The sequence below is a fragment of the Phytohabitans sp. LZ39 genome (genome assembly GCF_059359075.1).
Genome location: NZ_JCADBM010000004.1, coordinates 501,351 through 524,302 on the forward strand (window position 1 = coordinate 501,351; position 22,952 = coordinate 524,302).

Sequence of the window (22,952 nt, forward strand, 5' to 3'; positions counted from 1 at the left end):
TTCGCTGGCGTGTCCACCCCGAAGGTCGCCGGCGCCCATAAACGGCGAAAAGCCCCGCTCTGGGCCAGGCTGACCGTCATCGTCGGCGCGGTGCTCATGGTGACGAGCGGCGCGGTGGTCGTCGGCGCCCGCCTGCTGATCTCCCACGTCACCGGCGACATCGCCCAGACGACGCTCATCGACGGCGCGGCCGGTGCCGCCGCCGCCGCGAAGGGCAACGACATCAAGGGCCCGGTCAACCTGCTGCTCGTCGGCCTCGACGAGCGTGAGGGCGGCGACGAGGAGGGTGCCCGGTCGGACACGATCATCATCCTGCACATCCCGGAGAGCCACGACCAGGCCTACCTCGTCTCGATCCCCCGCGACACCCGGGTGCGGATCCCGCCGTACGCGAAGAGCGGCTACCCCGGCGGCACGGCCAAGATCAACGCCGCGTTCGACGCCGGATACGAGGGTCCTGGCACCGAGCTGGAAAAGCGCGCCCGCGGCTTCGACCTGCTCGCCAAGACGATCAACTCGCTCACCGGCATCACGTTCAACGGCGCGGCGATCATCGACTTCACCGGCTTCGAGGCCGTGGTCGACGAGCTGGGCGGCGTCGACATGTGCGTCGACACCCGCGCCGAGTCGATCCACATCGGCGTGACGAAGGACGGCAAGCTGGTCCGCGGCTGGTACAAGGAGGGCGTCGGCATCCAGGGCCTCCCGCCCGGTGCCAAGCCGATGGTCTACGAAAAGGGCTGCCGCCGGATGAACGCGATCGAGGCGCTCGACTACGCCCGCATCCGCAAGAGCCTGCCCGACGGCGACTACGGCCGGCAGCGCCACCAGCAGCAGCTGCTCAAGGCGATCGCGAAGGAGGCCACCAGCACCGGCGTGCTGACCGACCCCCTCAAGCTCAACCGGGTGCTCGAGGCCGCCGGCAAGGCGTTCGTCCTGGACACCCAGGGTGTGCCCGTCGAGGACTTCCTGTTCACGTTCCGTAGCCTCTCCGCCAACGACCTCGCCCTCGTCAAGACCAACGGCGGCAAGTTCGCCTCGGAGACGATCGGTGGGCAGGCCTACGAGACGCTGACCCCGGAGACCATGCGCATGTTCGCCGCGGTCCGCGACGGCACGCTGCCCGAGTTCCTGATGGCCAACCCCGCGTTCCTGGCCCCCAGTTCGTAACGCAGCCCCAGCTCTTGACACGTCTTTGAAGCCGGCGCCGCCTAGGCTGGCCGGCGTGACAGCTTTCACGGGGCCGGTCTTCAGGCCGGGAGACGACGGATACGACGACGAGCGGGCGGGTTTCAACCTGACCGTCGACCACCATCCGGAGCTTGTCGTGGGCGCGACCGGCCCGGACGACGTGATCGCCGCGGTCGACTACGCCACGACGCGCGGCCTGGCGGTGGCCGTGCTGACGACCGGGCACGGGCCCGCGCTGCCCGCCGACGGCCAGGTGCTGGTCAACACCCGCCGCATGGACGAGGTCCGCGTCGACCCGGCGGCCCGCACGGCCCACGTTGGCGGCGGGGTGCGCTGGCAGCAGGTCCTACCGCGCACGGCACCGCACGGCCTGGCCCCGCTCAACGGCTCCAGCCCGAACGTCGGCGTGGTCGGCTACACCCTCGGCGGCGGCGTCGGACCGCTCGGCCGGTCGTACGGCTACGCCGCCGACCGGGTGCGGCGGGTCGACATGGTCACCGCCGACGGCCGGCTGCGCCAGGTCACGGCCGACAGCGAGCCGGAGCTGTTCTGGGCGGTACGCGGCGGCAAGGGCAACTTCGGCGTGGTCGTCGGCCTGGAGTTCGAGCTGGTGCCCGTCGCCCGGCTGTACGGCGGCGCCCTCTTCTTCCCGGCCGAGGCGGCGGCGGACGTGCTGCACGCCTGGGCCCGGTGGGCGCCGACCGTGCCGGAGGAGATGTCCTCCTCGGTGCTGATGCTCCAGTTCCCGCCGCTCCCCCAGATCCCCGAGCCGATCCGCGGCCGGTACATCGCCTGCGTGCGGTTCGCCCACACCGGCACCGCCGAGGAGGGCGAACGCCTGGTGCGGCCCCTGCGCGACGCCGGGCGGCCGATCCTGGACACGCTGGGCGAGCTGCCCTACGCCCAGGTCGGGACGATCTACAACGACCCCACCGAGCCGGCGCCGGCGTACGACTCGAACAGCTCCCTGCACACCCTCGACGAGGCCGCCGTCGACGCGATCCTGTCCCAGGTGGGCCCGGAGGCCGGCTCCCCGCTGGTCATGGAGCTGCGCCAGCTCGGCGGCGCGTACACCCGCGCGCCGGCGATCCCGAGCGCGGTGGGCGGCCGCGACGCCGCGTACGCGCTCTTCGCCGCGGCGCTGCTGCGGCCCGGGCAGGAGGACGCGGTACGCGGCGCGCACGACGCGCTGCACGAGGCGCTGAGCCCGTGGGCCACCGGCGGCTCGACGTTCAACTTCGCCGGCGTCCACGACGCCGCCCCGGAGCGGGTCAGGCGGGCCTTCACGCCCGCCGACTACACGCGCCTCGCGAAGGCCAAGGCCGTCTACGACCCGGACAACGTGTTCCGGATCAACCACAACATCCCGCCCGGTTGATCTTTTCGCCGCTTCTCCGCGTACCCACCGTCAGGAACAGGGGCGGGGATGTGGATGAGCGAGGAACGCGGGCGGCCCGGGGCGTTCGAACTGCTGCCGTGGGTGCCGTCGGTGCTCGGTGTGCTCGTCATGCTCGGGCTGCTCGGCTTCGCCGTGGTCAACCTCCGCCCGTCCGGCGGCGACCTGGCCGCCACGCCCGCGGCTCCGCCGCCGTCCTCCACACCGCCGTTCCTCGCCGGTCCGGCCGAGCCGGAGCCGCCCCCCAACGGCGGGGCGGCGACCGCCCAGACGCCACGGCCGTCGCCGTCACCCTCGCCGCCGACGACCACCCAGGCGCCGCCGCCACCGCCGCTGGTCGGGCGGTTCGTGGTCGTCGACACGTTCAAGGACTCGTTCATCGGTGAGGTGCGGGTGACCAACACCTCGAAGACCGCGCGCGGCTGGACCGTCCGGCTGCGCTTCGGGTCGAGCGTCGGTGGCCTGCGCACGTTCTGGGTCGAGCGGGCGCCACGGCCCACGCTCGAGCGCTCCGGCGACCTGCTCACCTTCACCAGCGGGGCGCCGATCGCCGCCGGCAAGGCGGCCCAACTGCGGTTTCAGCTCGACCGCGACGGCTCCGGCGTCAAACCGTCAGCCTGCTCGGTGAACGGCAGCCCCTGCCTCTGACCGCGGCAACGTGTCCACCGCGTCGCACGGGTCCGGCCTGGGCTCGATGTCGCGAAGGTCGCACGCCACCCGCCGCAGCAGGTGGCGGAGCGCCTGCCGCTCGGTCGGCTCCAGCCCGGCCAGCAGGGTGTCCTCCGCCGCGCGGACCCGCCGCTCCAGATCGGTGTACAGGCCGACACCCGCGTCGGTCGCGACGATCTTGCGCTGGCGGCGGTCGGCGGGGTTGAGCCGCCGCTCGACGAGGCCGGCCGCGACGAGGTCGTCGATCAGGTAGGTCATCACGGTGCGGTCGATGCCCAGATGGGTGGCGAGCGCGAGCTGGCTCGGCTGGTCTCCGTGCACCACGGCGGCGAGCGTCTGGTAGCCGCGCGGACCGTGCGGAACCTCGCCGAGCACCGTGACGACCGAGCTCTGGTAGGCGCTGAGCAGCACTCCCAGGTGCCACCCGAAGTCGCCGTGGTAGGCCGGTCGCGCGCTCGTCATGACGGGAATCATACCGGCCAACACGCGGTTGCCACTATCATCTGTTACGAATACGATCTGCGTCACCACTCATTTGCCCTAGCGGGAGCCCCTACCGATGAACTACGGACATCCGCTCGAGTTCGGCACCTTCGTCACCCCCACCGGCGCGGGCGCGGTGGCGCTCGCCCAGCGCGGCGAGGCTCTCGGCTACGACCTCGTGACGTTCCAGGACCACCCCTACCAGCCGGCCTTCCTCGACACCTGGACGCTGATGTCGTGGGTCGCCGGCCGCACCGAGCGGATCCACATCGCGGCCAACGTCCTCAACGTGCCGCTGCGGCAGCCGGCCGTGCTCGCGCGCGCCGCCGCCAGCCTCGACCTGCTCTCCGGCGGCCGGCTCGACCTCGCGCTCGGCGCGGGAGCGTTCTGGGACGCGATCGAGGCGATGGGCGGCCGGCGGCTCGCGCCCGGCGCGGCGGTCGAGGCGCTCGAAGAGGCGATCGACGTCGTCCGCGGCATCCTCGACGCCGGCGAGCCCGGCCCGCTGCGCTACGCCGGCGCGCACTACCGCCTCCTCGGTGCCGAGCGCGGGCCGCTGCCCCGCCACCACATCCCGATCTGGCTGGGCGCCCGCCGGCGGCGGATGCTGCGGCTGATCGGCCGCAAGGCGGACGGCTGGCTGCCCTCGCTCGGCTACCTGAAGCCCGGCGAGTTCCGCGCCGGTAACAAGATCATCGACGAGGCGGCGGCCGAGGCGGGCCGCGACCCGGCGGAGATCCGCCGCCTGGTCAACATCGCCGGCCGGTTCACCGACCGGCGCGAGTCCTTCCTCCAGGGGCCGCCGCACGCCTGGGTCGACGACCTGCTCCCGCTCGCGGTCGAAGACGGCGTCGGCACGTTCATCCTCATGTCCGACGACGCCGGCACCATGGAGCGCTTCGCGCGCGAGGTCGCGCCGGCGCTGCGCGAGGCGGTCGACCGGGAGCTGCCGGCGCCCCTTCCCACCGGCGCGGCCCGGAGCGGCGCGGTGCGCGCCAAGCGGCGTGCCGGCATCGACTACGACGGCGTGCCACGGTCGCTGGCCGAGACGGCCGTCGAGCCGGGCGACATCGACTACGGCCGGGTGCGGTCCAACTACATGCGCGGCGGCGCCCCCGGCATCGTGCTGCGCCCGCGGAGCACCGCCGAGGTCGCCGACGCGCTCGCGTACGCCCGGCGCCACCCCGACCTGCCGATGGGCGTACGCAGCGGCGGTCACGGCATCAGCGGCCGCTCCACCAACGACGGCGGCATCGTCGTCGACCTCGGCGCCCTCGACGCGATCGAGGTGCTCGACGAGGCCACCCGGCGGGTGCGGGTCGGGCCGGGCGCGCGGTGGAAGCGGGTGGCCGCCGCCCTGGAGCCGTACGGGTGGGCGCTCAGCTCCGGCGACTACGGCGGCGTCGGCGTGGGCGGCCTCGCCACGGCCGGCGGCATCGGCTTCCTCGGCCGCAAGCACGGCCTGACCATCGACCATCTGCGCGCGGTCGAGATGGTGCTCGCCGACGGCTCGGTCGTCCGGGCCAGCGACCCGGAAAACCCCGACCTGTTCTGGGCCGTCCGTGGCGCCGGCGCCAACTTCGGCATCGTCACCGCGTTCGAGTTCGAGGTCGACGAGGTAGGCGACGTCGGCTTCGCCCAGCTCGGCTTCGTCGCCGCCGACATCGCGGGCTTCCTGCGCAGCTTCGGCGAGGCGGCCTCCACCGCACCGCGCGACACGACCGCGTTCCTGGTGGTGGGCCCGCCGCGGCGCGGCCAGCCGGCCACCGGCCAGCTGTACGGTGTGGTCGACTCCGCCGATCCCGACACCGTGCTCGACCAGCTCCAGCCGTTCGCGCGGATGGCTCCCATGTTCCAGCAGCAGGTGGTGATCGCGCCCTACGCCGCGGTGATGGGCATGGCCCCCGACGCCGAGCACCACGGGCAGGGTGAGCCGGTCTCCCGGTCCGCGTTCATCCGCGAGGTGACGCCGGCGTTCGCCGCGGCGGCGGAGCGGCTGCTGCGGAGCGGCGTCGTGTACTTCTTCCAGCTGCGCACCGTCGGCGGCGCGGTCGCCGACGTCGACCCGGAGGCGACCGCGTACGCGCACCGCGACGCCGGCTTCTCGGTGATCGCGATGGGCGTCGACCGGCAGCGCCTCGACAAGCTGTGGGACGGGCTAGGCGAGCACTTCGACGGCCTCTACCTGAGCTTCGAGACCGACCCCCGGCCGGAGCGCCTCGCCGACGCGTTCCCGCCCCGGACGCTGCGCCGCCTCCGGGAGCTGAAGGGGCGCTACGACCCCGACAACGTCTTCCGCGACAACTTCAACATCCGCCCGCTCCGGGACGGGGAGGCATCATGAGCCAGGACCTGCTCTTCGGCACGTTCGTCACGCCGACCAACCAGCCGCCGACGCGGGCCGTCGACCTGGCGGTCGTCAGCGACCGGGCCGGCCTCGACCTCGTGACGTTCCAGGACCACCCGTACCAGCCGCGCTTCCACGACACGTGGACGCTGATGTCCTATGTGGCCTCCCGCACCAGCCGGATCCGGATCACCGGCAACGTCCTCAACCTGCCGCTGCGGCAGCCGGCCGTGCTCGCGCGCAGCGCCGCCAGCCTCGACCTGCTCAGCGGCGGGCGGGTGGAGCTCGGCATCGGCGCGGGCGGCTTCTGGGACGCGATCGAGGCGATGGGCGGCCGCCGGCTGACCCCCGGCCAGGCGGTGGACGCTCTCGGCGAGGCGATCGCGATCATCCGCGAGATCTGGGACCCCGACCGGCCCGGCCCGGTGAAGGTCGACGGCGAGTACTACCGGGTTCACGGCGCCAAGCGCGGCCCCAAGCCGGCGCACGACATCGGGATCTGGGTCGGCGCGTACAAGCCGCGGATGCTGCGGCTGATCGGCCGCTCGGCGGACGGGTGGCTGCCCTCGCTCGGCTACCTGTCCGGCGGGCCGGCCGACCTCGCCGAGATGAACAAGCACATCGACGGCGCCGCGGTCGCCGCCGGCCGCGACCCGGCACTGATCCGGCGGCTGGTGAACGTCGGCGGCCAGTTCGCGCCGACCGGCAAAAGCTTCCTCAACGGCCCCGCCGAGCAGTGGGCCGAAGACCTGGCCGGGCTCACCCTGGAGTACGGCGTCACCGGCTTCGTCGTGGCGAGCGACGACGCGTACACGATCGAGACCTTCGCCGCGGAGGTCGCACCAGCAACGCGCGAGTTGGTCGCGGCCGAGCGCGGATAGATTGGGCGCATGACGACACCCCGGCGGCAGCCACCGGCCCAGCACGTGCTCACGGTGGAGCGCACCGAGTGGCTGACACCCCACCTGGTCCGGGTGGTCGCCGGGGGTGAGTCGCTCGCCGGGTTCACCGACAACGGGCACACCGACGCGTACGTGAAGCTGCTCTTCGTCGACCCCGCGCTCGGCGTCGAGCCGCCCTACGACGTGGCCGCGCTCCGGGCCGCCGGGCACGCGCCGGTCGTGCGCACCTACACCGTGCGCTGGGTCGACCGGGCCGCCCGCCGGCTCGCGATCGACTTCGTGACGCACGGCGACACCGGCGTGGCGGCGGTCTGGGCCGCCCAGGCCGGGCCCGGCGACCGCCTCGTGCTGTCCGGCCCCGGCGGCGGGTACGCGCCCGACCCGGCCGCCGCCTGGCACCTGTTTGCCGGCGACCTGTCCGCGGTGCCGGCCATCGCGGCGGCCCTGGAGGCGCTGCCGGCGGACGCCCGCGGCGTGGCGTACCTCGAGGTCGCCGACCCGGGCGACGCCCTGGAGCTGAAGCACCCCGACCAGGTCGCGGTCCACTGGCTCGTCAACACCGACGAGGGCGACGTCGCCTTCCTGGCCCGCGCGCTCGACGGCGCCGACTGGGCCGGCGGGGCGCAGGTCTTCGTCCACGGCGAGCGCGAGAGCGTCAAGGCCATGCGCGCCGTGCTGCGCGACCGGGACGTACCGCGCGAATCGATCTCGATCTCCGGCTACTGGGCCCGGGGCCGCACCGAAGACGTCTTCCAGGCGGAGAAGCGCGAGCCGATCGGGCGCATAGACTGACGCGCATCCGTTGCCGTACCGGTGGTTGACATGCCCTCTTCGGGTACATACGTTGACCTAGATATTTAACGCAAAGTTTCCGATAGCCGCTCCGGAAGACGTGCGGCCGACCGCTCGTGCATTCGTCGCGCGCCGGTCCGCACACCTCAGAGGTATCGATTTCCCGCGGGCATCCGCGCGACGACCACGGAGGTAAGCGTGGCAAACAGTTCGATGTCCCGGCGGCACTTCCTCAACCTGGCGGCGGGCGCCGGCGCGGGGATGGCGCTAGCCGCGTGCGGCAGCTCGGGACCGGGTACGAGCGGGAGTGGCGGCGGCGAGGCCAGCTACTGGTTCCTCACGGCCGCGCCCGGCGAGCAGATCCGCACCCGCGCCGTCGAGCGCTTCAACAAGGCGAACCCCGACTCCCAGATCAAGCACAACGCGTTCGAAAACGACGCGTACAAGACGAAGATCCGCACCGCGATCGGCGCCGGCCAGGCGCCGACCATCATCTGGGGCTGGGGCGGCGGCGGCCTGAAGAGCTGGGTGGAGGCCGGCGCGGTCGACGACCTGACCGACTGGTTCGGCCAGAACGCGGCGGTGAAGGACCGGCTGTTCCCCTCCTCTTTCGGCGCCGCGACGGTCAACGGCAAGATCTACGCCATGCCGTGCGAGACGGTCGAGCCGATCGTGCTGTTCTACGACAAGCGGGCGTTCGACAAGATCAAAGCCGAGCCGCCGCAGTCGTGGGGCGACATCATGGCCCTCGTGCCCAAGTTCAACGCCGCGGGGATCGCGCCGTTCTCGCTCGCCGGGCAGTCCCGGTGGACCAACATGATGTGGCTGGAGTTCCTCTTCGACCGCATCGGCGGCCCCGAGGTGTTCCAGGCGGTCTTCGACGGCCAGAAGGACGCCTGGTCCCACCCGGCCGCCCTGGACGCGCTCACGAAGGTGCAGGAGCTGGTCAAGGCCAACGGGTTCATCAAGGGCTTCTCCTCCGTCGTCGCCGACGCCAACGCCGACCAGGCGCTGCTCACCACCGGCAAGGCCGCGATGATGGTGCACGGCACCTGGACGTACGGCTCGATGGCCGAGGAGGGTGGCGACTTCGTCTCCGGCGGCAACCTCGGGTACATGAACTTCCCGCCGGTCGAGGGCGGCAAGGGCGACCCGAGCAACACGGTCGGCAACCCCGCGCAGTACCTGTCGATCTCCTCGAAGGCCACGGCCGAGCAGAAGGAGACCGCCAAGAAGTTCTTCTCCACGGCGGTGCTCTCCGACGAGGAGCAGACCGAGTGGCTCGACACCGGTGGCGTGCCGATCGTCAAGGGCGCAGAAACCAAGATGTCCGGTGCGAAGGACCCCGAGTTCCTCAAGTTCATCTACGACACGGCGAGCAACGCGAAGGTCTTCGGGCAGTCCTGGGACCAGGCGCTGAGCCCGACCGCCGCGGAGACGCTGCTCGACAACATCGCCAAGCTCTTCCAGCTGTCGATCTCCCCGCAGCAGTACGTCGACAACATGAACCAGGCCATCGGCAAATGACCGGACTCGCTCCGCCTGCCGTCCGGGTGCGGGCGGCACCAAGCCCGGCCGGCGGGCGTGGCGGGTCACTCTGGTGGATGGCGCTGCCGGCGCTGGCCATCTTCGTCGCGTTCGGCATCGTCCCGCTGGTCGGCGTGCTGGTGCTCAGCTTCACCGAGTGGGACGGCATCGGCGCGATCCACCCCGCCGGCTTCGACAGCTGGCGCGCGGTGCTCACCGATCCGGGGCTGCCGCACGCGCTCTGGGTGACGTTCCTGGTGATGGCGCTCTCCTGGGCGTTCCAGACGCCGGCGAGCCTGCTGATCGGCGTGTTCCTCGCCGGTCGCCAGCGCTACCGCGAGCTCCTCGCCGTGCTCTACTTCATCCCGCTGCTGCTCAGCTCGGCGGCGCTCGCCATCACATACAAGGCGCTGCTCGACCCCAACTTCGGCCTCGGCGCCGGGCTCGGCGTCCCGCTCCTCGCGCAAGACTGGCTGGGCCGCGGCAACCTCGCGCTCGGCGTCGTGGTGTTCGTGGTGTCGTGGCAGTTCATCCCGTTTCACGCGCTGATCTACCAGGGCGGCGTGCGGCAGATCCCGGTCACCCTCTACGAGGCGGCGCAGATCGACGGGGCCGGCCGCCTGCGGCAGTTCTTCAGCATCACACTCCCCCAGCTCAAGTACACGATCATCACCTCGTCGACGCTGATGGTCGTCGGGTCGCTGACCTTCTTCGACCTCATCTTCGTGCTCACCGAGGGCGGCCCCGGCGACGCCACCCGCGTGCTCGCCCTCGACATGTACAAACGGGGTTTCCAGGCCAACCTCATGGGCCCGGCCAGCGCGATCGCGGTGATCCTCGTGCTCGTCGGCCTCGCGCTGGCGCTGCTGCTGCGCCGGCTCGGCGGCCGCGACGCCAGCACCAGCCAGATGGAAGGTATGTGACATGTCGACGACACTGTCGACCGAGCGCGGCGCGGGCGTCGACGCGCCGCCCGAGCAGCCACCGACCCGCGCCGGCGGCGCCTGGCGCCGCAACTGGCTGGGCGGTGCCGCCGGCTGGTTCTGGCTCGTCGTCGTGGTGGTGCCGATCTACTGGATCGTCATCACCAGCCTCAAGTCGCGCACCACCTACTACGCCCAGAACCCGCTGGCCCCACCGACCGACCCCACGCTGGAAAACTACCGCTCGGTCATCGAGTCGGACTTCGCCCGCTACTTCTTCAACAGCGTCGTGGTCACGCTCGGCTCGGTGGTGCCCGCCGTGCTCGTCTCGTTCATGGCCGCGTACGCCATCGTCCGCGGCTCCGCCGCCAACCGCTTTCTCCGCTCGGTCAACGTGCTCTTCCTGATGGGGCTGGCCATCCCGCTGCAAGCCACCATCATCCCGGTCTACCTCATCATCATCCGGCTGCACATGTACGACAGCCTGCTCGCCATCATCCTGCCGTCCATCGCGTTCGCCGTGCCCTTGTCGGTGCTGGTCCTGGCCAACTTCATCCGCGACGTACCCAAGGAGCTCTTCGAGTCGATGCGCATGGACGGCGCCACCGAGTGGCGCACGCTGTGGTCGCTCGCCTTCCCGCTGACCAGGCCCGCGCTGGTCACCGTCTCCATCTACAACGGACTGTCCATCTGGAACGGCTTCCTGCTGCCGCTGATCCTCACCCAGAGCCCGGACCAGCGCACGCTGCCGCTGGCCCTCTGGACCTTCCAGGGCGAGTACGGCGTGAACGTCCCCGCCGTCCTCGCCTCCGTGGTCCTGGCCACCCTCCCGATCGTCGTCCTCTACGCCCTGGGCCGCCGCCAACTCCTCAGTGGACTGACGGTCGGCTTCGGCCGCTGACGACCCGGATTCCAGATAGAGATTTGAGCTACCGCGGCGTCCGCCGTGGTCCAGACCGTCGCTCCCGCGGCCGCACCCGTCCGCCGTTGGTGGCGCTCACCCCGGTACTGCGCCCGAAAAGATCGTGGCATCCCTTGATCGATATCCGACTCGCCCGCCCGTTAACAGATCGTGGTATCGAACAGCCCCTCCAGCGGCAGGAAAGTACCACGATCCGTTCGCGCGGCGACCGATCTCCCGCCGATCAAGGCAATCGCCGCGGCGCCGTCCCCGACAAAGGCGTTCACCCGATCGAGAGACTCCTAGATCTCAAGTCCTGACCCCCGGGGCTGGTTACGCTGCGTCAGGGTGGCGGAGGTGGGGGTTGTGCCTGCTCGCGAAGACCCCTCGGGGCTTGTGGCGCGGACCTGGCAGCGGAGGCCGGGGATCTCGGCGAGCGCTGCGAGCCGCCGGCCGCAGCGGTCTCCGGCGGGAGCGACGGTCCGCCGCTGACGCGAGTCCGGGAGACCCGGTCCGAGGAAACCCCGACTCGACCTCGGCCGCCCGAGAACAGCGGTACCCCCGCGGGGGTACGGGGGCTGACCCCGTGGGAGCGACGTGCCGGGGCGGCGCGGTTCCTAGCCTTCGCGTCATGACCACCGTCTATCGCGTCGTCGGGTTCGTGATCGCTGGCGGGCTGGCGCTCGCGCTCGGGTTTCTGGCCGTCCGTCCTGAGGGGACATTCGAGGTGCCGGCCGGGGCGCGGGCCGGCGGGTGGACGGCGGAGCCGTGCACGTACGACACCGAGGCCGGTGGGCTCGCCGCCGACTGCGGCACGCTCGTGGTGCTGGAAAACCGGCGCGACCCGGCTTCGGACCTGATCGCGCTGCCGGTGGTGCGGATCCGGGCCACCGGCGGCGGTGCCGCGGGCGAGCCGATCTTCCGGCTCAACGGCGGGCCGGGCGCGACCAACCTGGAGTTTCCGCAGGCGAGCCGGCTGACCGCGGGCCACGACGTGGTACTGGTCGGCTACCGGGGCGTCGACGGGTCGCGGCGGCTGGACTGCCCGGAGGTGGCCTCGGCGTTGCGCCGCACGGCCGACCTGGGCGGTACGGGCGCGCGGCGGGCGGGTGTCGACGCGTTCGCCGCGTGCGCCACGCGGTTGACCGGCGACGGGATCGACGTGACCGGCTACTCGATCCCGCAGCGGGTCGACGACCTGGAGGCGGCCCGCGTCGCGCTCGGCTACCGGAGGATCAACCTGCTCAGCACGAGCGCCGGCACCCGCACCGCGATGATCTACTCCTGGCGGCATCCCGCGTCGCTGCACCGCTCGGCGATGATCGGGGTGAACCCGCCGGGCCACTTCCTCTGGGATCCGGAGATCACCGATCGGCAGTTCGGCCGGTACACCGAGCTGTGCCGGCAGGACGCCGGGTGCGCGGCCCGGACCGGCGACCTGGCCGCCACGATCCGGAAGACCGCCGACGGCGTGCCCGGCCGGTGGGGTCCGCTGGTGGTCAAGGAGGGCAACGTCCGGATCGCCGGGATGTACGGCATGTTCCACAGCACCGGCGCCTCCGCGCCGCTCTACGGACCGGCCATCGTGGACGCGTTCCTCGCCGCCGACGGCGGTGACGCCGCCGGCCTGTGGGCGATGTCCACATTGGCCGATCTCGTCATACCGGGTTCGTTCGTATGGGGCGAGTTCGCCTCGTTCGGCATGATCGACGCCGATGCCGCCCGGCGCTACTACGCCGCCGGCGGCGACCACGGCTCGATCCTGCGCAACACCGCCGCCGACCTGCTGTGGGGCGGACCGGACGGCTTCCACACCGTGTGGCCCGCGGCGCCGGACACCGGCGAGTACCAGACCGTGCGGCCCTCGGCGGTCGAGACCCTCCTGGTCAGCGGCACGGTCGACTTCACCACGCCGGCGGAGCTGGCCGACGAGCTGCTCCCGTCGCTGTCCAACGGGCGCCACGTCACGCTCGCCGAGCTCGGCCACACCGGCGACGTCTGGGCCCGGACCGAGGCGAGCCAGCGGCTACTGACCGCGTTCTTCGACCGGGGCGAGGTGGACGACTCCCTGTTCCAGCGGCGGCCGGTCGACTTCGAGGTGGGTGCCGTCACGATGCCGGCGATCGCCCGGATCCTGCTCGGCGCCGTCCTGGCCGGCGCGCTGCTCGCCCTGCTGCTGCTCGCCGGGATGGCGCTGCGGGTACGCGGCCGCGGCGGCTTCGGGCCCCGGGCCGGCGTCTGGCTCCGGTTCCTCACCCCGCTGCCACTCGGCTTCGGCGGCTGGTGCCTGGCGGTCCTCGGCATCTGGGCGCTGTGGCCCCGCGTGTTCGTCGGCGACGCGCTTGTGGCGATCCCCTCGGTCGGCCTGGCCGTCGGCGTCGGCACCTACCTGGCCTGGGTGCGCCGCGACCGCCCGCGACGGCTTGGCTTCGCGGTGGCGCTCGCCGGCTCGCTGCTCGGCGCGGCGCTCGGGTTCGCCGCGGCGGCCGACCTGCTCGCGCTGCTGACGACGATCGCCGGGGCCGCCGCGGTCGCCAACCTCGCCCTGCTCCTGCTGGCCATCCCGAAGGCGGCCCGGGTGCCGGACCGGCTTCCCGGCGCCGCGCCGACCGCGACGCTACGGGCGTGAGCGGGCGGGGCGATCCACCAACGGAAATGGTTAGGGACCCTTACCGGCAGAAATTCCCGCAATAATGTCGAGAACAAATTTCGACCGGCGGCCGCGTCGCAAACAATAAGCGAATGTACGCGTAAGATATGGGTCAACCTGAGATAACCCGCAAACACTCAGGGACGCCGTAAGCCCTCCTCTAATACTCGTAAATGAGTATTGAGGAGGGCTTACCCGGGTCAGGCCCGCACGGACATCTGCTGCACTCCCCAGGCGTTGCCGTCCGGGTCGCTGAAGAAGACGAAGCCGACGTTGTCGAGCGGATCGGGTTGGGGCCGCGGGTTTTCGCCCACCACCTGGATCTCGCTCACCTCGACACCCCGCTCGACGAGCTGGGCACGGGCCTTGTGCAGGTCGGCGACGACGAGCTGGAGGCCCTTCAGCGAGCCGGGCGGCATGTCGGGCACCGCGCCCTTGCCGATGACGACCGAGCAGCCGGAGCCGGGCGGGGTCAGCTGCACGATGCGTACGTCGTCGCCGATGACCGTGTCGTGGTCGACGTGGAAACCGAGCTTGTCGGCGTAGAACGCCTTCGACCGGTCCACATCGGACACCGGCACGACGACGACCTCAAGAGTCCAGTTCATCGCTCATTTCCTCCGTGAGTAGCACATCGAGGCGGTCGAAGCTCTCTCCGACGCCGCGGGTCATGGGATAGCGGAGCACGCGGTCGCGCCCCTCCGCCGTCGCGTACAGCAAGGTGGTGGTCAGCTCGGTGCGACCGGACCGCTCCGCGAACTCGTGGGTTATCACGGTCTCGCCGGGATACGACTGGTCGTCGAACATCTCGGTGAGCACCAGCCGGGCGTGCGGCTCGACCGCCCGGTAGACGCCGGCCTGCGCCATCCGCTCGCCGCCCGGCCCCGCCGAGACGAACCGGTAGGCGCCGCCCACGCGCAGGTCGACGTCGCAGGAGACGAGATGCCAGCCGCGCGCGCCGTACCACCGGGTGAGCAGCTCCGGCCGGGTGAACGCGGCGAAGACGAGCCGCGGCGGCGCGTCGAACGAGCGGGTCATCACGATCGCCCGGTCGGACGGGGTGGATACGACGACGGTCGGACTCCCGCTCATCCGTCCTCCCCCAGCTCGGCCAGCAGCGCGTCGAGCCGCTGGTAGCTCTCCTCCCAGTAGTCGCGGTAGGCCTCCAGCCAGTCGACCGCCGCCTTGAGCGGGCGCGCCTCCAGCCGGCACGGGCGGCGCTGCGCGTCGCGCCCGCGGGAGACAAGACCGGCCCGCTCCAGCACCTTGAGGTGCTTGGAGATCGCCGGCTGGCTCATGTGGAACGGCGCGGCCAGCTCGGTGACCGTCGCCTCGCCCGCCGCGAGCCGGGTCAGGATCGCCCGCCGGGTCGGGTCGGCCAGGGCCGCGAACGTCGCGTCCAGCAGATCAGTCGCCATTGATAACCTCTTGGTTTCATAACCTTCTGGTTTTCTACCGCCACCTCGTCGCGATGTCAAGTGATCCGGGGTACGCCGGCGCGCGTACTGATCGCGTGAACGGCGCAGCCGTGTACGTCTTCGGGGTGGTATCGGCAGACCACCCCGGTCACGCGGCCGACCTGGTCGGCCTTGGCGGGCCCGACGCCGCCGTGTGGCGGGTGCCCGCGGGAGCTACGTCCGGCGTGGTCGCCGCCGCGCCCGGCTGGCTCCGGGCCCGGCCGCGCGACCTGCTCGCGCACCAGCTCGTGCTCGACTGCCTCTGGCAGGGCGGGCCGGTGCTGCCGGCACGGTACGGGATCGTCGCGCCGGACGAGGAGACGCTCCGCGCCGGACTGCGGCGGTTGGCCCTGCGCCACTTGGAGGCACTCGCCCAGGTGGCCGGCCGGGTGGAGATAGATGTGGGGGTCCACCCGGTGGCCGGGGCCGGTGGCGTGTTCGAGGCGCTGCGGCCACTCGCCGTGCGCACGTTGGGCGGGCGGTTCCGGGTCGAGGATGGCCGCTGTTCTTTCTTGGTCGAAGAGGACACAGTGGACACGTTTCTCTTCCGGGTGGCGACGCTCGACCGCGCGCAGGCGGGCCGCGGCCACATCCGCGCCGCCGGCCCCGTCCCGCCGTACGCGTTCGTCGAGCCGATCGGCGAACTCGCGGGTCTGGCCAGCGCGAGCGATCCACTGCTCGACCGGTCCGGCTGACGGGCGGTACCGTCGAGGGCGGTGACCGCGATGGATGTACATGACGAGGTGCTCGACCTGATCGGTGCGTGGGCTCTGGACGCCTGTGACCCGGATGAGGCGGCCGGGGTCGACGCGCATCTGAGCGGGTGCGCGACCTGTGCCGCGGAGGCTCGCCGGCTGCGCGCGGCCGCGGGCTGGCTGGCCGCCGACCGGGTGATGCCGGCGCCGCCCGCCCTGCGCCACCGCGTCCTGGCCACCGCGCAGGCGGCCCGCCCGGCCGCGCTGATGCGCACGCTCGTGGGGGCGTACGCGGGGCAGGCCGACCTTCTCGACCGGCTGCTCGGCGCGGTGCGGGCCGACGACTGGGCGCGTCCCGACCCGCGCCACGAGACCGTCGGCGGGGTCGTGGCCCATCTGGCGGGCAACGACGCGATGCTCGCCGCCGACCTCGGCCTCGCCGTGGTGCCGCTGCCCGACGGGCCGGCCGAGGAGGTGCACGCCGCCTGGCGCGAGCAGAGCCGCGTGATCGTCGAGGGCCTGGCCCGCCGCGACGACGGCCTCGAGCAGCGGGTGCGGCTCGCGCACACCGGCCCGCCGCCGCTGCGGCCGCTGCGCGAGGCGTTGGTGCAGCGGGCCTTCGAGACGTGGACCCACCTCGACGACATCGGCGCCGTGGTGGGCCGCGGCACCACCACGCCACCGCCGGAGCAGGTGCGCCGCATCGTCGACCTGGCCGCCGCGCTCCTGCCCGGCGCGCTCAGCGGCGCCGAGGTGGGCACCGTGCGGCTCGTCCTCGAGGGCACCGGCGGTGGTGAGTGGACACTCCCCTGTGGACCGGGCGACGATACGACCATCTACGCGGACGCGGTCGAGTTCACCCGCCTCGTCGCCAACCGGCGCGGCGCGCACTCGCTCACCCACTCCGCCACCGGCAGCCCGGCGGTGTCGACGCGCGTGCTCCACGTCGCCGCGACGCTGGGATGTGACTGAGCGTGCCACCGGACGAGAGCGACGCGCGGCTGCGGGAGCGGCTCGTCGCCGGTGACGGCGATGCGCTCGCCGAGGTGTACGACAGGTGGTCCGGGCTGATCCACACGCTCGCGATGCGGATCACCGACGACGCCGCGTCGGCGGAAGACATCACGCAGGACGTGTTCGTCGGGTTGTGGCAACGACCGGAGGCGTACGACCCGGAGCGCGGCGCGCTGCGCACCTGGCTGTGCATGCTCGCCCGCAGCCGCGCGCTCGACTGGACCCGGCGGCGGGAGGCGCGGGCGCGATACCACGCGGTGGCCGGCGCGACCGCGGCGGCCGCGCCGGCGTTCGCGGACATAGACGAGGCGGTCATCTGGCACACCGAGACGAAGGTGGTGCGTGAGGCCGTGCAGGCGCTGCCCGACCTCCAGCGGCAGGCGGTGCACCTGGCCTACTACCGGGGGCACACCTACCGCCAGGTCGCCCGCGCGCTCAACATCCCGGAGGGCACGGCCAAGTCGCGGCTGCGGCTCGCGCTGGCCAACATCGCCGAGCGCCTCGCCGCGGAGGGCATCCTCGAACGCTGACCGGCTACACCTCGGGCGAGGTCTGCCGCCAGTAGGCGAGGTTGTGCCGGTTGGCGAGGCCGTCGGCGGGGTGGTCGGTGCCCAGCGCGTGTAGCCGGTCCGAAAGCAGCTCGTCGAGCGCGGCCACGACCTTCGCCGCGTCGCCGACCCCGTCGCGCCAGTAGCCGAGCGCCTGCCGGCCCGCCCGCGTGTGCCGGTGGTCGGCGCCGAAGACCCGGGCGGCGTCGGGCAGCGCCTCCTCCAGCGCCCGCACGGCGGCCGCGGGATCGCCCGCCGCGCCGCGCCAGTGTGCGAGGGACAGACGGGTCACCAGGGTGTCCGGATGGTCGTGGCCCAGCACCCGCCGGCGGTCGCTGACGAGCCCCGCCAGCAGACCCGCGGCGCCGGCGGGGTCACCGGCGCGGCCGCGCCAGTGTGCGAGGTCGTGGCGGGTCGCGAGGGAGTCCGGATGATCGGCGCCGAGAACCCGCGCGACATGGCCGCACAGCGCTTCTAGCGCCGCGGCCGCCGCGGCGGGGTCGCCGGCGCGGCCCCGCCAGTAGGCCAGATTGTGCCGGGCGGCGAGGACGTCCGGATGATCGGCGCCCACCACGCGCAGGCGGTCGGCGACCAGCTCCTCGAGCGCGGCCACCGCACCGCCGGCGTCACCCGCACCGCCGCGCCAGTGGGCGAGGTTGTGCCGGGCCGCGAGCGCGTCGGGATGGTCGTGGCCGAGCACCCGCACCACGTCGCTACGCACCTCTTCCAGCGCGGCCACCGCACCGGCGGCGTCACCGGCCTGGCCCCGCCAGTAGGCGAGGTTGTGGCGGGTCGACAGCACGTCGGGGTGATCGGGGCCGAACACCCGCAGCCGGTCGGCGAGCAGCTCCTCCAGGTCTGCCACGGCGGCGGGGGCCTCGCCGGCGCGGCCCCGCCAGTACGCGAGGAAGCAGCGGGTGGCGAGCGTGTGCTGGTGGTCGGCGCCGAGCAGCCGCCGCCGGTCGGCCACGAGATCCGCCAGCTCCGCCGCCGCGCCGGCCACGTCTCCGGACTTGCCCCGCCAGTACGCGAGCGTGCCACGGGTGGCCAGGGCGTCCGGATGGTCGGGGCCGCGGACCCGGCGGACATCTACCAGCAGCCGCTCGAGGGCCTGGACGGCGGTGGGCGCCGCGCCGGCCTCGCCCTGCCACCGCGCGAGGTCGTGGCGGATCGCCAGCGCGTCGGCGTGGTCGGCGCCCAGCCGGGCGCGCACCTCGGTGTCCATCCGCCGCCAGTACGCGACGGCGGCCGGCAGCTGCCCCGCGTCGCCGAGACTCCGGCCGGCGCGCAGCAGCACCGGGTGGCAGGCCGGGGACCAGACGAGGTCGGGACGCTCCGCGGCGAGGATCGCGGTGTTGGCCCGCAGGGACTGGCCGAGGCCGCGGTCGTGGTCGACCGGAGGCCATGCCTCAAGGAGCGCGTCCGCGGCGGCCCGGCCGGCCACGCGGATGTCACGGCCGGCCAGCTGGTCGCGGGTGGCGCGCTGGACCAGGGCGTGGATCCGCACGCTACGGCTGGCACTCCCCGGGTTGATCGTGACGAGGCTGAGGCGGTGGAGGCAGCGCAGCCCCTCGCGCGCCTCGTCGGCCGAGACCGTCTCACCGGGGCCGGCGCCCTCTTGGCGGGCCCTCGCCAGGTATCGCCGCGCCGCCGCGGTGGTGAACACCGCCTCCGGGATGCCGTTGGGATCCAGCATCGAGGCGAGCACCAGCAACGGCCACGCCAGGCCGCGCGGCGTCAGCTGGTCGGCGAGGCCGATCGAGAGCCGCCAGGTGCTGGCCAGCGTGGCACGGTGGGCGTCGGGGAGCGCGTCGGGCTCGGGCAGCAGGTCGCTGAGCCGCTGGCGCGCGTCGGCGAGCCGCCGCCGGTAGCCGCTCGCGGGCAGGTCGCGGTCGGCGAGGTAGGCCGCCGCCTGCGCCAGGGCAAGGGGCAGGTGCCCGAGGTCGGCGGCGAGGCCCGCCACGTCGTCGGCGAGGTGGCGCCGGTCGCCGAGCTTCGACATCAGGTAGGTGTGTGCCTCGTCGTGGCTGAACACGTCGACGTCGACCAGCCGCCCGTGGCCGGCGAGGGCCGCGTCGCGCCGGCGGGTGGTCACGACCGTGACGCCGCCCGGCACCGACGGCGGCCACAGGTCGGCCAGATGCCCGGGAGACGTCACGTCGTCGAGCACGACAAGCCAGGGCCGGCCGCTCGTGGACAGCCAGGCGAGAAACCGTGCCACCGCCCGGTCGACCCGCGCGTCTTCGATCCCGGTGAGATCGGCGGCGGCTTGCGCGTATGCCGCCTCGACGGCCTCGCGGTCGACCGCCGTGATCCACAAAAGCAGATCGACCCGCCCGGCGGCCCACATCTGCTCGGCGAAGGCGGCGGCGAGTTGCGTCTTTCCCACTCCGCCCAGACCGCATAACACCTGGCGCGGGGTCGAATGCGGGCTCGGGAATGCGGCGGTGAGAAGGGATGAAACGGAGCGCGCCTGATAACAATCGGCGAGAAGCGGCACCGCACCGACTCGATGTGGCCAGGCGACCGGGCGCCGCCCCTGAATGTAGTTGTGCTGGACATTGCCGTGGCCGACCTGCGCGGCTCCGGCGGCGCCGACAGCCACCGCGTACGGCCCCGGCGGAGGTGCGTCGCCGTGCCGCACCGCGACCTCACCCATCGCTCTGACCTCCGGAAACGGGTGTCGCTGACGGCTCAGTGCAGGATGTTGTGCTGGGTGTTGCCATTGCCCACCTGGAGTGCCCGCACCTGACCCACGTGGATGGCCGCTATAGGCGGCCCTCCTTTCGGAGCTCCGATCGCCGCGTGGCGAGATCTGATCCGCCGCCGGCGGCGGCTCAACCTCCGATAAAGATCCTCTAAAAGTATCGCCACCAAAGCCGTGCCACCCGCTGTGGACGCGCCCGTCAAGCCCGCCATCACGAGATCCACTATCGCCTCCCCGCCAACCTGCGCACGGGTCGAGAATAGAACTAGATCACAATTCCCGTGGTACCCGGAAATGGAAAATGAATCTGATCAAAGATATGTAATCTGCTGGAAATAATCGGGCCGCCGCGCCGGGCGCCGGGTTGACAGCCCACCGCCGGTTGCGGCTAGTCTCGGGGTCAGCGCGCTGGGGATCGCGCCGCGACTCGCCGGAAGGCTTGAAGCCACCCCCGCGCTTCGGATGCCGCCTTACGGACGCCGATGCTCTGAGCCGCCCGTGCGAGTCCGGGCCCAGGAGCGAGGTGCTTTTCCGTGAAGACGCTGCCCGACAACCCCAATCTCGACCACCTGCGCCAGCAGGCCAAAGACCTCCTCGCCGGCCTGCGCGACAGCGACCCCGCCGCCACGCTGGCCGCCGCGCAGGCGTCGCTCGCTTCGCAGTACGGCTTCCGCACGTGGACCGACCTCAAGGCCGAGGTCGAGCGGGTGCGCGGCCAGGCGGCCGACGCGGACCCGGCGGTGGCCCGCGCGATCGCCGAGTGCTACGACCTGGGTGAGGTCACCGGCCCGATGCGCCCGGTCGCCCGTCCCGACGACATGGGCCGCCGCTGGACGCTGGAGACCGACCGCGGCCGCTGGGCCCTGCGCGGGCTCGACACCTGGTGGCCGATCGTCGACGCCGAGACCGACACGGCGCTACAGGAGGCCGCGGCCGCCGCCGGGGTACTGCTCCCCCGGCCGGTACGCAGCCGCGCCGGCGCGATCGTCGAGTCGGTCGCCGGGCACGCGTGGCGGGTGTACGCGTCGGTGCGTTCCGGCCCGCCGCTCGCCGCGCCCGCCGGTGCCCACGTCACGCGCGCGGTCGGCGAGGTGCTCGCCACCGTGCACGGGCTGGCCCTGCCGGTCGACCGGATCAGCCCGTGGCACGTCCAGCGCTTCTCCGGCGTGAGCTGGGCCGAGTGGGCCGCGCGGGCGGCGGCGGCCGGTGCCGGCTGGGCGCCCGCGATGGCCACGGCCGCACCGGTCCTCACCGACCTCGAGGCGCTCCGCGACGCCACTGCCCCGCCGGCCGAGGCGCCGGTGCTGTGCCACAACTCGCTCGGCCCGGCCAACGCCCGCCGCGCCGGCGACGGCCGCCTCGTGGTCGTCGGCTGGGAGCACGCCGGCGGGCAGCCGCCGGCCTGGGAGCTCGCCAACGCCCTCTTCGACTGGGCGGTCGAGCCCGGCGGCGGGGTGAACGCGGCCGGCGCCCGCGCGCTCGTCGACGGTTACCGGGCTCGTGCCGGCGGCGTGCCCGCGCTCGACCTGTCGAGCTTCCGCGGGACGATCACCAGCCTGGCCAACTACGTCGCCGGCCAGGTCGGCACGGCGCTGGAGCTGCCGGCCGGTGACGACCGTCGCTACGCCGACCGGAGCGTGGGTCACGTGCTCACCCACCTGGCCACCCGCTCCACCCTGGAGCGCCTCCTGGAGGCCGTGACGGCAGCGCGGCGGTGACGCCGCCGGTGGCCGGAAACGCGGTGGGGCGGCCGGGCGGGCCCGCGTAGCATCTTGTCGCGTGTCGATCGTGGCGCGGTTGCGCGCGGCCGGATGCGTGTTCGCCGAAGACGAGGCGCGCCTGCTCGCCGGCGCCGCCGACACGCCCACCGCCCTAGCCGCGCTGGTCGAGCGGCGGGTGGCCGGCGAGCCGCTGGAGCACCTGCTGGGGTGGGCCGAGTTCCGCGGGCTGCGGATCGCGGTCGACCCGGGCGTCTTCGTACCCCGCCGCCGCACCGAGCTGCTGGTCCGCGAGGCGGTGACGCTGCTGGCCGGCCGGCCGTCGCCACCCACCGTCGTCGACCTGTGCTGCGGCTCGGGCGCCGTGGCCGCCGCGGTGGCCGCGGCCGTCCGGCCGGTCACCCTCGTCGCGACGGACGTCGATCCCGCCGCGGTACGGTGCGCGCGCCGCAACCTGTCGGCCGTGGGCGGGCGGGTCTACCAGGGCGACCTTGACGCGCCGCTCCCCGCCGAGCTGCGCGGGCGGGTCGACGTGCTGGTCGCGAACGTCCCCTACGTGCCCACCGCCGAGCTCCCGCTGATGCCGCCCGAGGCCCGCGACCACGAGCCGAGGGTCGCGCTGGACGGCGGCGCGGACGGCCTGGCGATCCTCCGCCGGGTGGCCGCGGCCGCGCCGGGATGGCTGGCGGTCGGTGGCCACCTGCTGATCGAGACCAGCCTCCGCCAGTCGGGCCCGGCGGCGGATGCCTTCGCGGCGGCCGGGCTCACCCCCCGCGTGGTGACGGACGAGGACCTGGACGCCACCGCGGTCGTCGGCCGCAACAGCGCCTGATCGCTACGAGTAACCACCACGACGGCGTCCGCGGCGCAGCTTCGCGTTCTGGAGACCTTTCGGAGTCGAGGTCGCCGCGGTCTCGAAAGCTCGATCCAAAAAGCAGCCTCGAGCTACCGCGACGATGCTCCTATGGTTGTCAAGCGGCGGGGTCAGGGTCGTTTGTTGTGATGATTTGGTAGAGCTCGCGGGCGATGTAC

The 22,952-nt window shown here is 72.9% G+C and carries 20 protein-coding genes; 15 read left to right on the plus strand and 5 right to left on the minus strand.

Annotation, left to right across the window (positions count from 1 at the left end; genetic code table 11):
- The first annotated feature begins 9 nt into the window (after positions 1 to 9).
- Genes AC5L36_RS11340 through AC5L36_RS11350 form a run of 3 tightly spaced genes read left to right on the plus strand, consistent with a single transcriptional unit; the run spans position 10 to position 3,235 of the window.
- Complete coding sequence (locus tag AC5L36_RS11340) at positions 10 to 1,170, plus strand: LCP family protein (RefSeq protein ID WP_441214926.1); 1,161 nt, start codon at positions 10 to 12, stop codon at positions 1,168 to 1,170.
- 55 nt (positions 1,171 to 1,225) lie between these two features.
- On the plus strand, positions 1,226 to 2,569 hold the full coding sequence (locus AC5L36_RS11345; protein ID WP_441214927.1) for an FAD-binding oxidoreductase: 1,344 nt from the start codon (positions 1,226 to 1,228) through the stop codon (positions 2,567 to 2,569).
- Positions 2,570 to 2,623: 54 nt separating this feature from the next.
- Positions 2,624 to 3,235: a cellulose binding domain-containing protein gene (locus AC5L36_RS11350; RefSeq protein ID WP_441214928.1), complete on the plus strand. Its 612-nt coding sequence runs from the start codon at positions 2,624 to 2,626 to the stop codon at positions 3,233 to 3,235.
- Here the strand turns inward: AC5L36_RS11350 and AC5L36_RS11355 are convergent.
- Positions 3,200 to 3,718, minus strand: a complete 519-nt coding sequence (locus AC5L36_RS11355) for a MarR family winged helix-turn-helix transcriptional regulator (RefSeq protein ID WP_441214929.1) — start codon at positions 3,716 to 3,718, stop codon at positions 3,200 to 3,202. The two genes, AC5L36_RS11350 and AC5L36_RS11355, sit on opposite strands and share 36 nt — an antisense overlap.
- Positions 3,719 to 3,815: 97 nt before the next feature.
- Between AC5L36_RS11355 and AC5L36_RS11360 the strand changes: the two genes are divergently transcribed.
- The 7 genes from AC5L36_RS11360 to AC5L36_RS11390 all read left to right on the plus strand — a co-directional run bounded on the left by AC5L36_RS11360 (position 3,816) and on the right by AC5L36_RS11390 (position 13,760).
- Entirely contained in the window at positions 3,816 to 6,083 is a 2,268-nt protein-coding gene (locus AC5L36_RS11360) for an LLM class flavin-dependent oxidoreductase (protein ID WP_441214930.1), read from the plus strand.
- Entirely contained in the window at positions 6,080 to 6,967 is an 888-nt protein-coding gene (locus AC5L36_RS11365) for an LLM class flavin-dependent oxidoreductase (protein WP_441214931.1), read from the plus strand. Before AC5L36_RS11360 ends, AC5L36_RS11365 begins: the two co-directional genes overlap by 4 nt.
- A gap of 9 nt (positions 6,968 to 6,976) precedes the next feature.
- Complete coding sequence (locus AC5L36_RS11370) at positions 6,977 to 7,780, plus strand: siderophore-interacting protein (protein ID WP_441214932.1); 804 nt, start codon at positions 6,977 to 6,979, stop codon at positions 7,778 to 7,780.
- A gap of 198 nt (positions 7,781 to 7,978) precedes the next feature.
- Positions 7,979 to 9,307, plus strand: coding sequence for an extracellular solute-binding protein (locus AC5L36_RS11375; RefSeq protein ID WP_441214933.1), 1,329 nt, complete (start codon positions 7,979 to 7,981; stop codon positions 9,305 to 9,307).
- The gene (locus tag AC5L36_RS11380) at positions 9,304 to 10,230 is read left to right on the plus strand and encodes a carbohydrate ABC transporter permease (protein ID WP_441214934.1); all 927 of its coding nucleotides are present in this window, start codon (positions 9,304 to 9,306) and stop codon (positions 10,228 to 10,230) included. The genes AC5L36_RS11375 and AC5L36_RS11380 overlap by 4 nt, the downstream gene beginning before the upstream one ends.
- Position 10,231: 1 nt before the next feature.
- Positions 10,232 to 11,131 carry a carbohydrate ABC transporter permease gene (locus AC5L36_RS11385; RefSeq protein WP_441214935.1) on the plus strand — a complete coding sequence of 300 codons (900 nt, stop codon included), beginning with the start codon at positions 10,232 to 10,234 and terminating at the stop codon, positions 11,129 to 11,131.
- Between the two features lie 631 nt (positions 11,132 to 11,762).
- A complete protein-coding gene (locus AC5L36_RS11390) occupies positions 11,763 to 13,760 on the plus strand; it encodes an alpha/beta fold hydrolase (protein ID WP_441214936.1) in 1,998 nt (665 codons plus the stop codon).
- Positions 13,761 to 13,981: 221 nt separating this feature from the next.
- Here AC5L36_RS11390 and AC5L36_RS11395 read toward each other — a convergent pair whose 3' ends face one another.
- The 3 genes from AC5L36_RS11395 to AC5L36_RS11405 are packed head-to-tail and all read right to left on the minus strand — an operon-like array spanning position 13,982 to position 15,199.
- Positions 13,982 to 14,389 (minus strand): VOC family protein, encoded by a 408-nt coding sequence (locus AC5L36_RS11395; protein WP_441214937.1) that lies wholly within the window; start codon positions 14,387 to 14,389, stop codon positions 13,982 to 13,984.
- Positions 14,373 to 14,873: an SRPBCC family protein gene (locus tag AC5L36_RS11400; protein WP_441214938.1), complete on the minus strand. Its 501-nt coding sequence runs from the start codon at positions 14,871 to 14,873 to the stop codon at positions 14,373 to 14,375. The genes AC5L36_RS11395 and AC5L36_RS11400 overlap by 17 nt, the downstream gene beginning before the upstream one ends.
- Complete coding sequence (locus AC5L36_RS11405) at positions 14,870 to 15,199, minus strand: ArsR/SmtB family transcription factor (protein ID WP_441214939.1); 330 nt, start codon at positions 15,197 to 15,199, stop codon at positions 14,870 to 14,872. Before AC5L36_RS11405 ends, AC5L36_RS11400 begins: the two co-directional genes overlap by 4 nt.
- Before the next feature lie 95 nt (positions 15,200 to 15,294).
- Here AC5L36_RS11405 and AC5L36_RS11410 point away from each other — a divergent pair, with 95 nt between their 5' ends.
- The 3 genes from AC5L36_RS11410 to AC5L36_RS11420 are packed head-to-tail and all read left to right on the plus strand — an operon-like array spanning position 15,295 to position 17,477.
- Positions 15,295 to 15,933: a GvpL/GvpF family gas vesicle protein gene (locus AC5L36_RS11410; RefSeq protein WP_441214940.1), complete on the plus strand. Its 639-nt coding sequence runs from the start codon at positions 15,295 to 15,297 to the stop codon at positions 15,931 to 15,933.
- A 30-nt stretch (positions 15,934 to 15,963) separates the two neighbouring features.
- On the plus strand, positions 15,964 to 16,905 hold the full coding sequence (locus tag AC5L36_RS11415) for a zf-HC2 domain-containing protein (RefSeq protein WP_441214960.1): 942 nt from the start codon (positions 15,964 to 15,966) through the stop codon (positions 16,903 to 16,905).
- 2 nt (positions 16,906 to 16,907) lie between these two features.
- Positions 16,908 to 17,477, plus strand: coding sequence for a sigma-70 family RNA polymerase sigma factor (locus AC5L36_RS11420; protein WP_441214941.1), 570 nt, complete (start codon positions 16,908 to 16,910; stop codon positions 17,475 to 17,477).
- Between the two features lie 4 nt (positions 17,478 to 17,481).
- Here the strand turns inward: AC5L36_RS11420 and AC5L36_RS11425 are convergent, their stop codons facing one another.
- The gene (locus AC5L36_RS11425) at positions 17,482 to 19,884 is read right to left on the minus strand and encodes a tetratricopeptide repeat protein (RefSeq protein ID WP_494907963.1); all 2,403 of its coding nucleotides are present in this window, start codon (positions 19,882 to 19,884) and stop codon (positions 17,482 to 17,484) included.
- An 851-nt stretch (positions 19,885 to 20,735) separates the two neighbouring features.
- Between AC5L36_RS11425 and AC5L36_RS11430 the strand changes: the two genes are divergently transcribed.
- Positions 20,736 to 21,920 (plus strand): phosphotransferase, encoded by a 1,185-nt coding sequence (locus AC5L36_RS11430; RefSeq protein WP_441214943.1) that lies wholly within the window; start codon positions 20,736 to 20,738, stop codon positions 21,918 to 21,920.
- A gap of 61 nt (positions 21,921 to 21,981) precedes the next feature.
- Positions 21,982 to 22,752, plus strand: coding sequence for a putative protein N(5)-glutamine methyltransferase (locus AC5L36_RS11435; RefSeq protein ID WP_441214944.1), 771 nt, complete (start codon positions 21,982 to 21,984; stop codon positions 22,750 to 22,752).
- Positions 22,753 to 22,952: the final 200 nt, after the last annotated feature.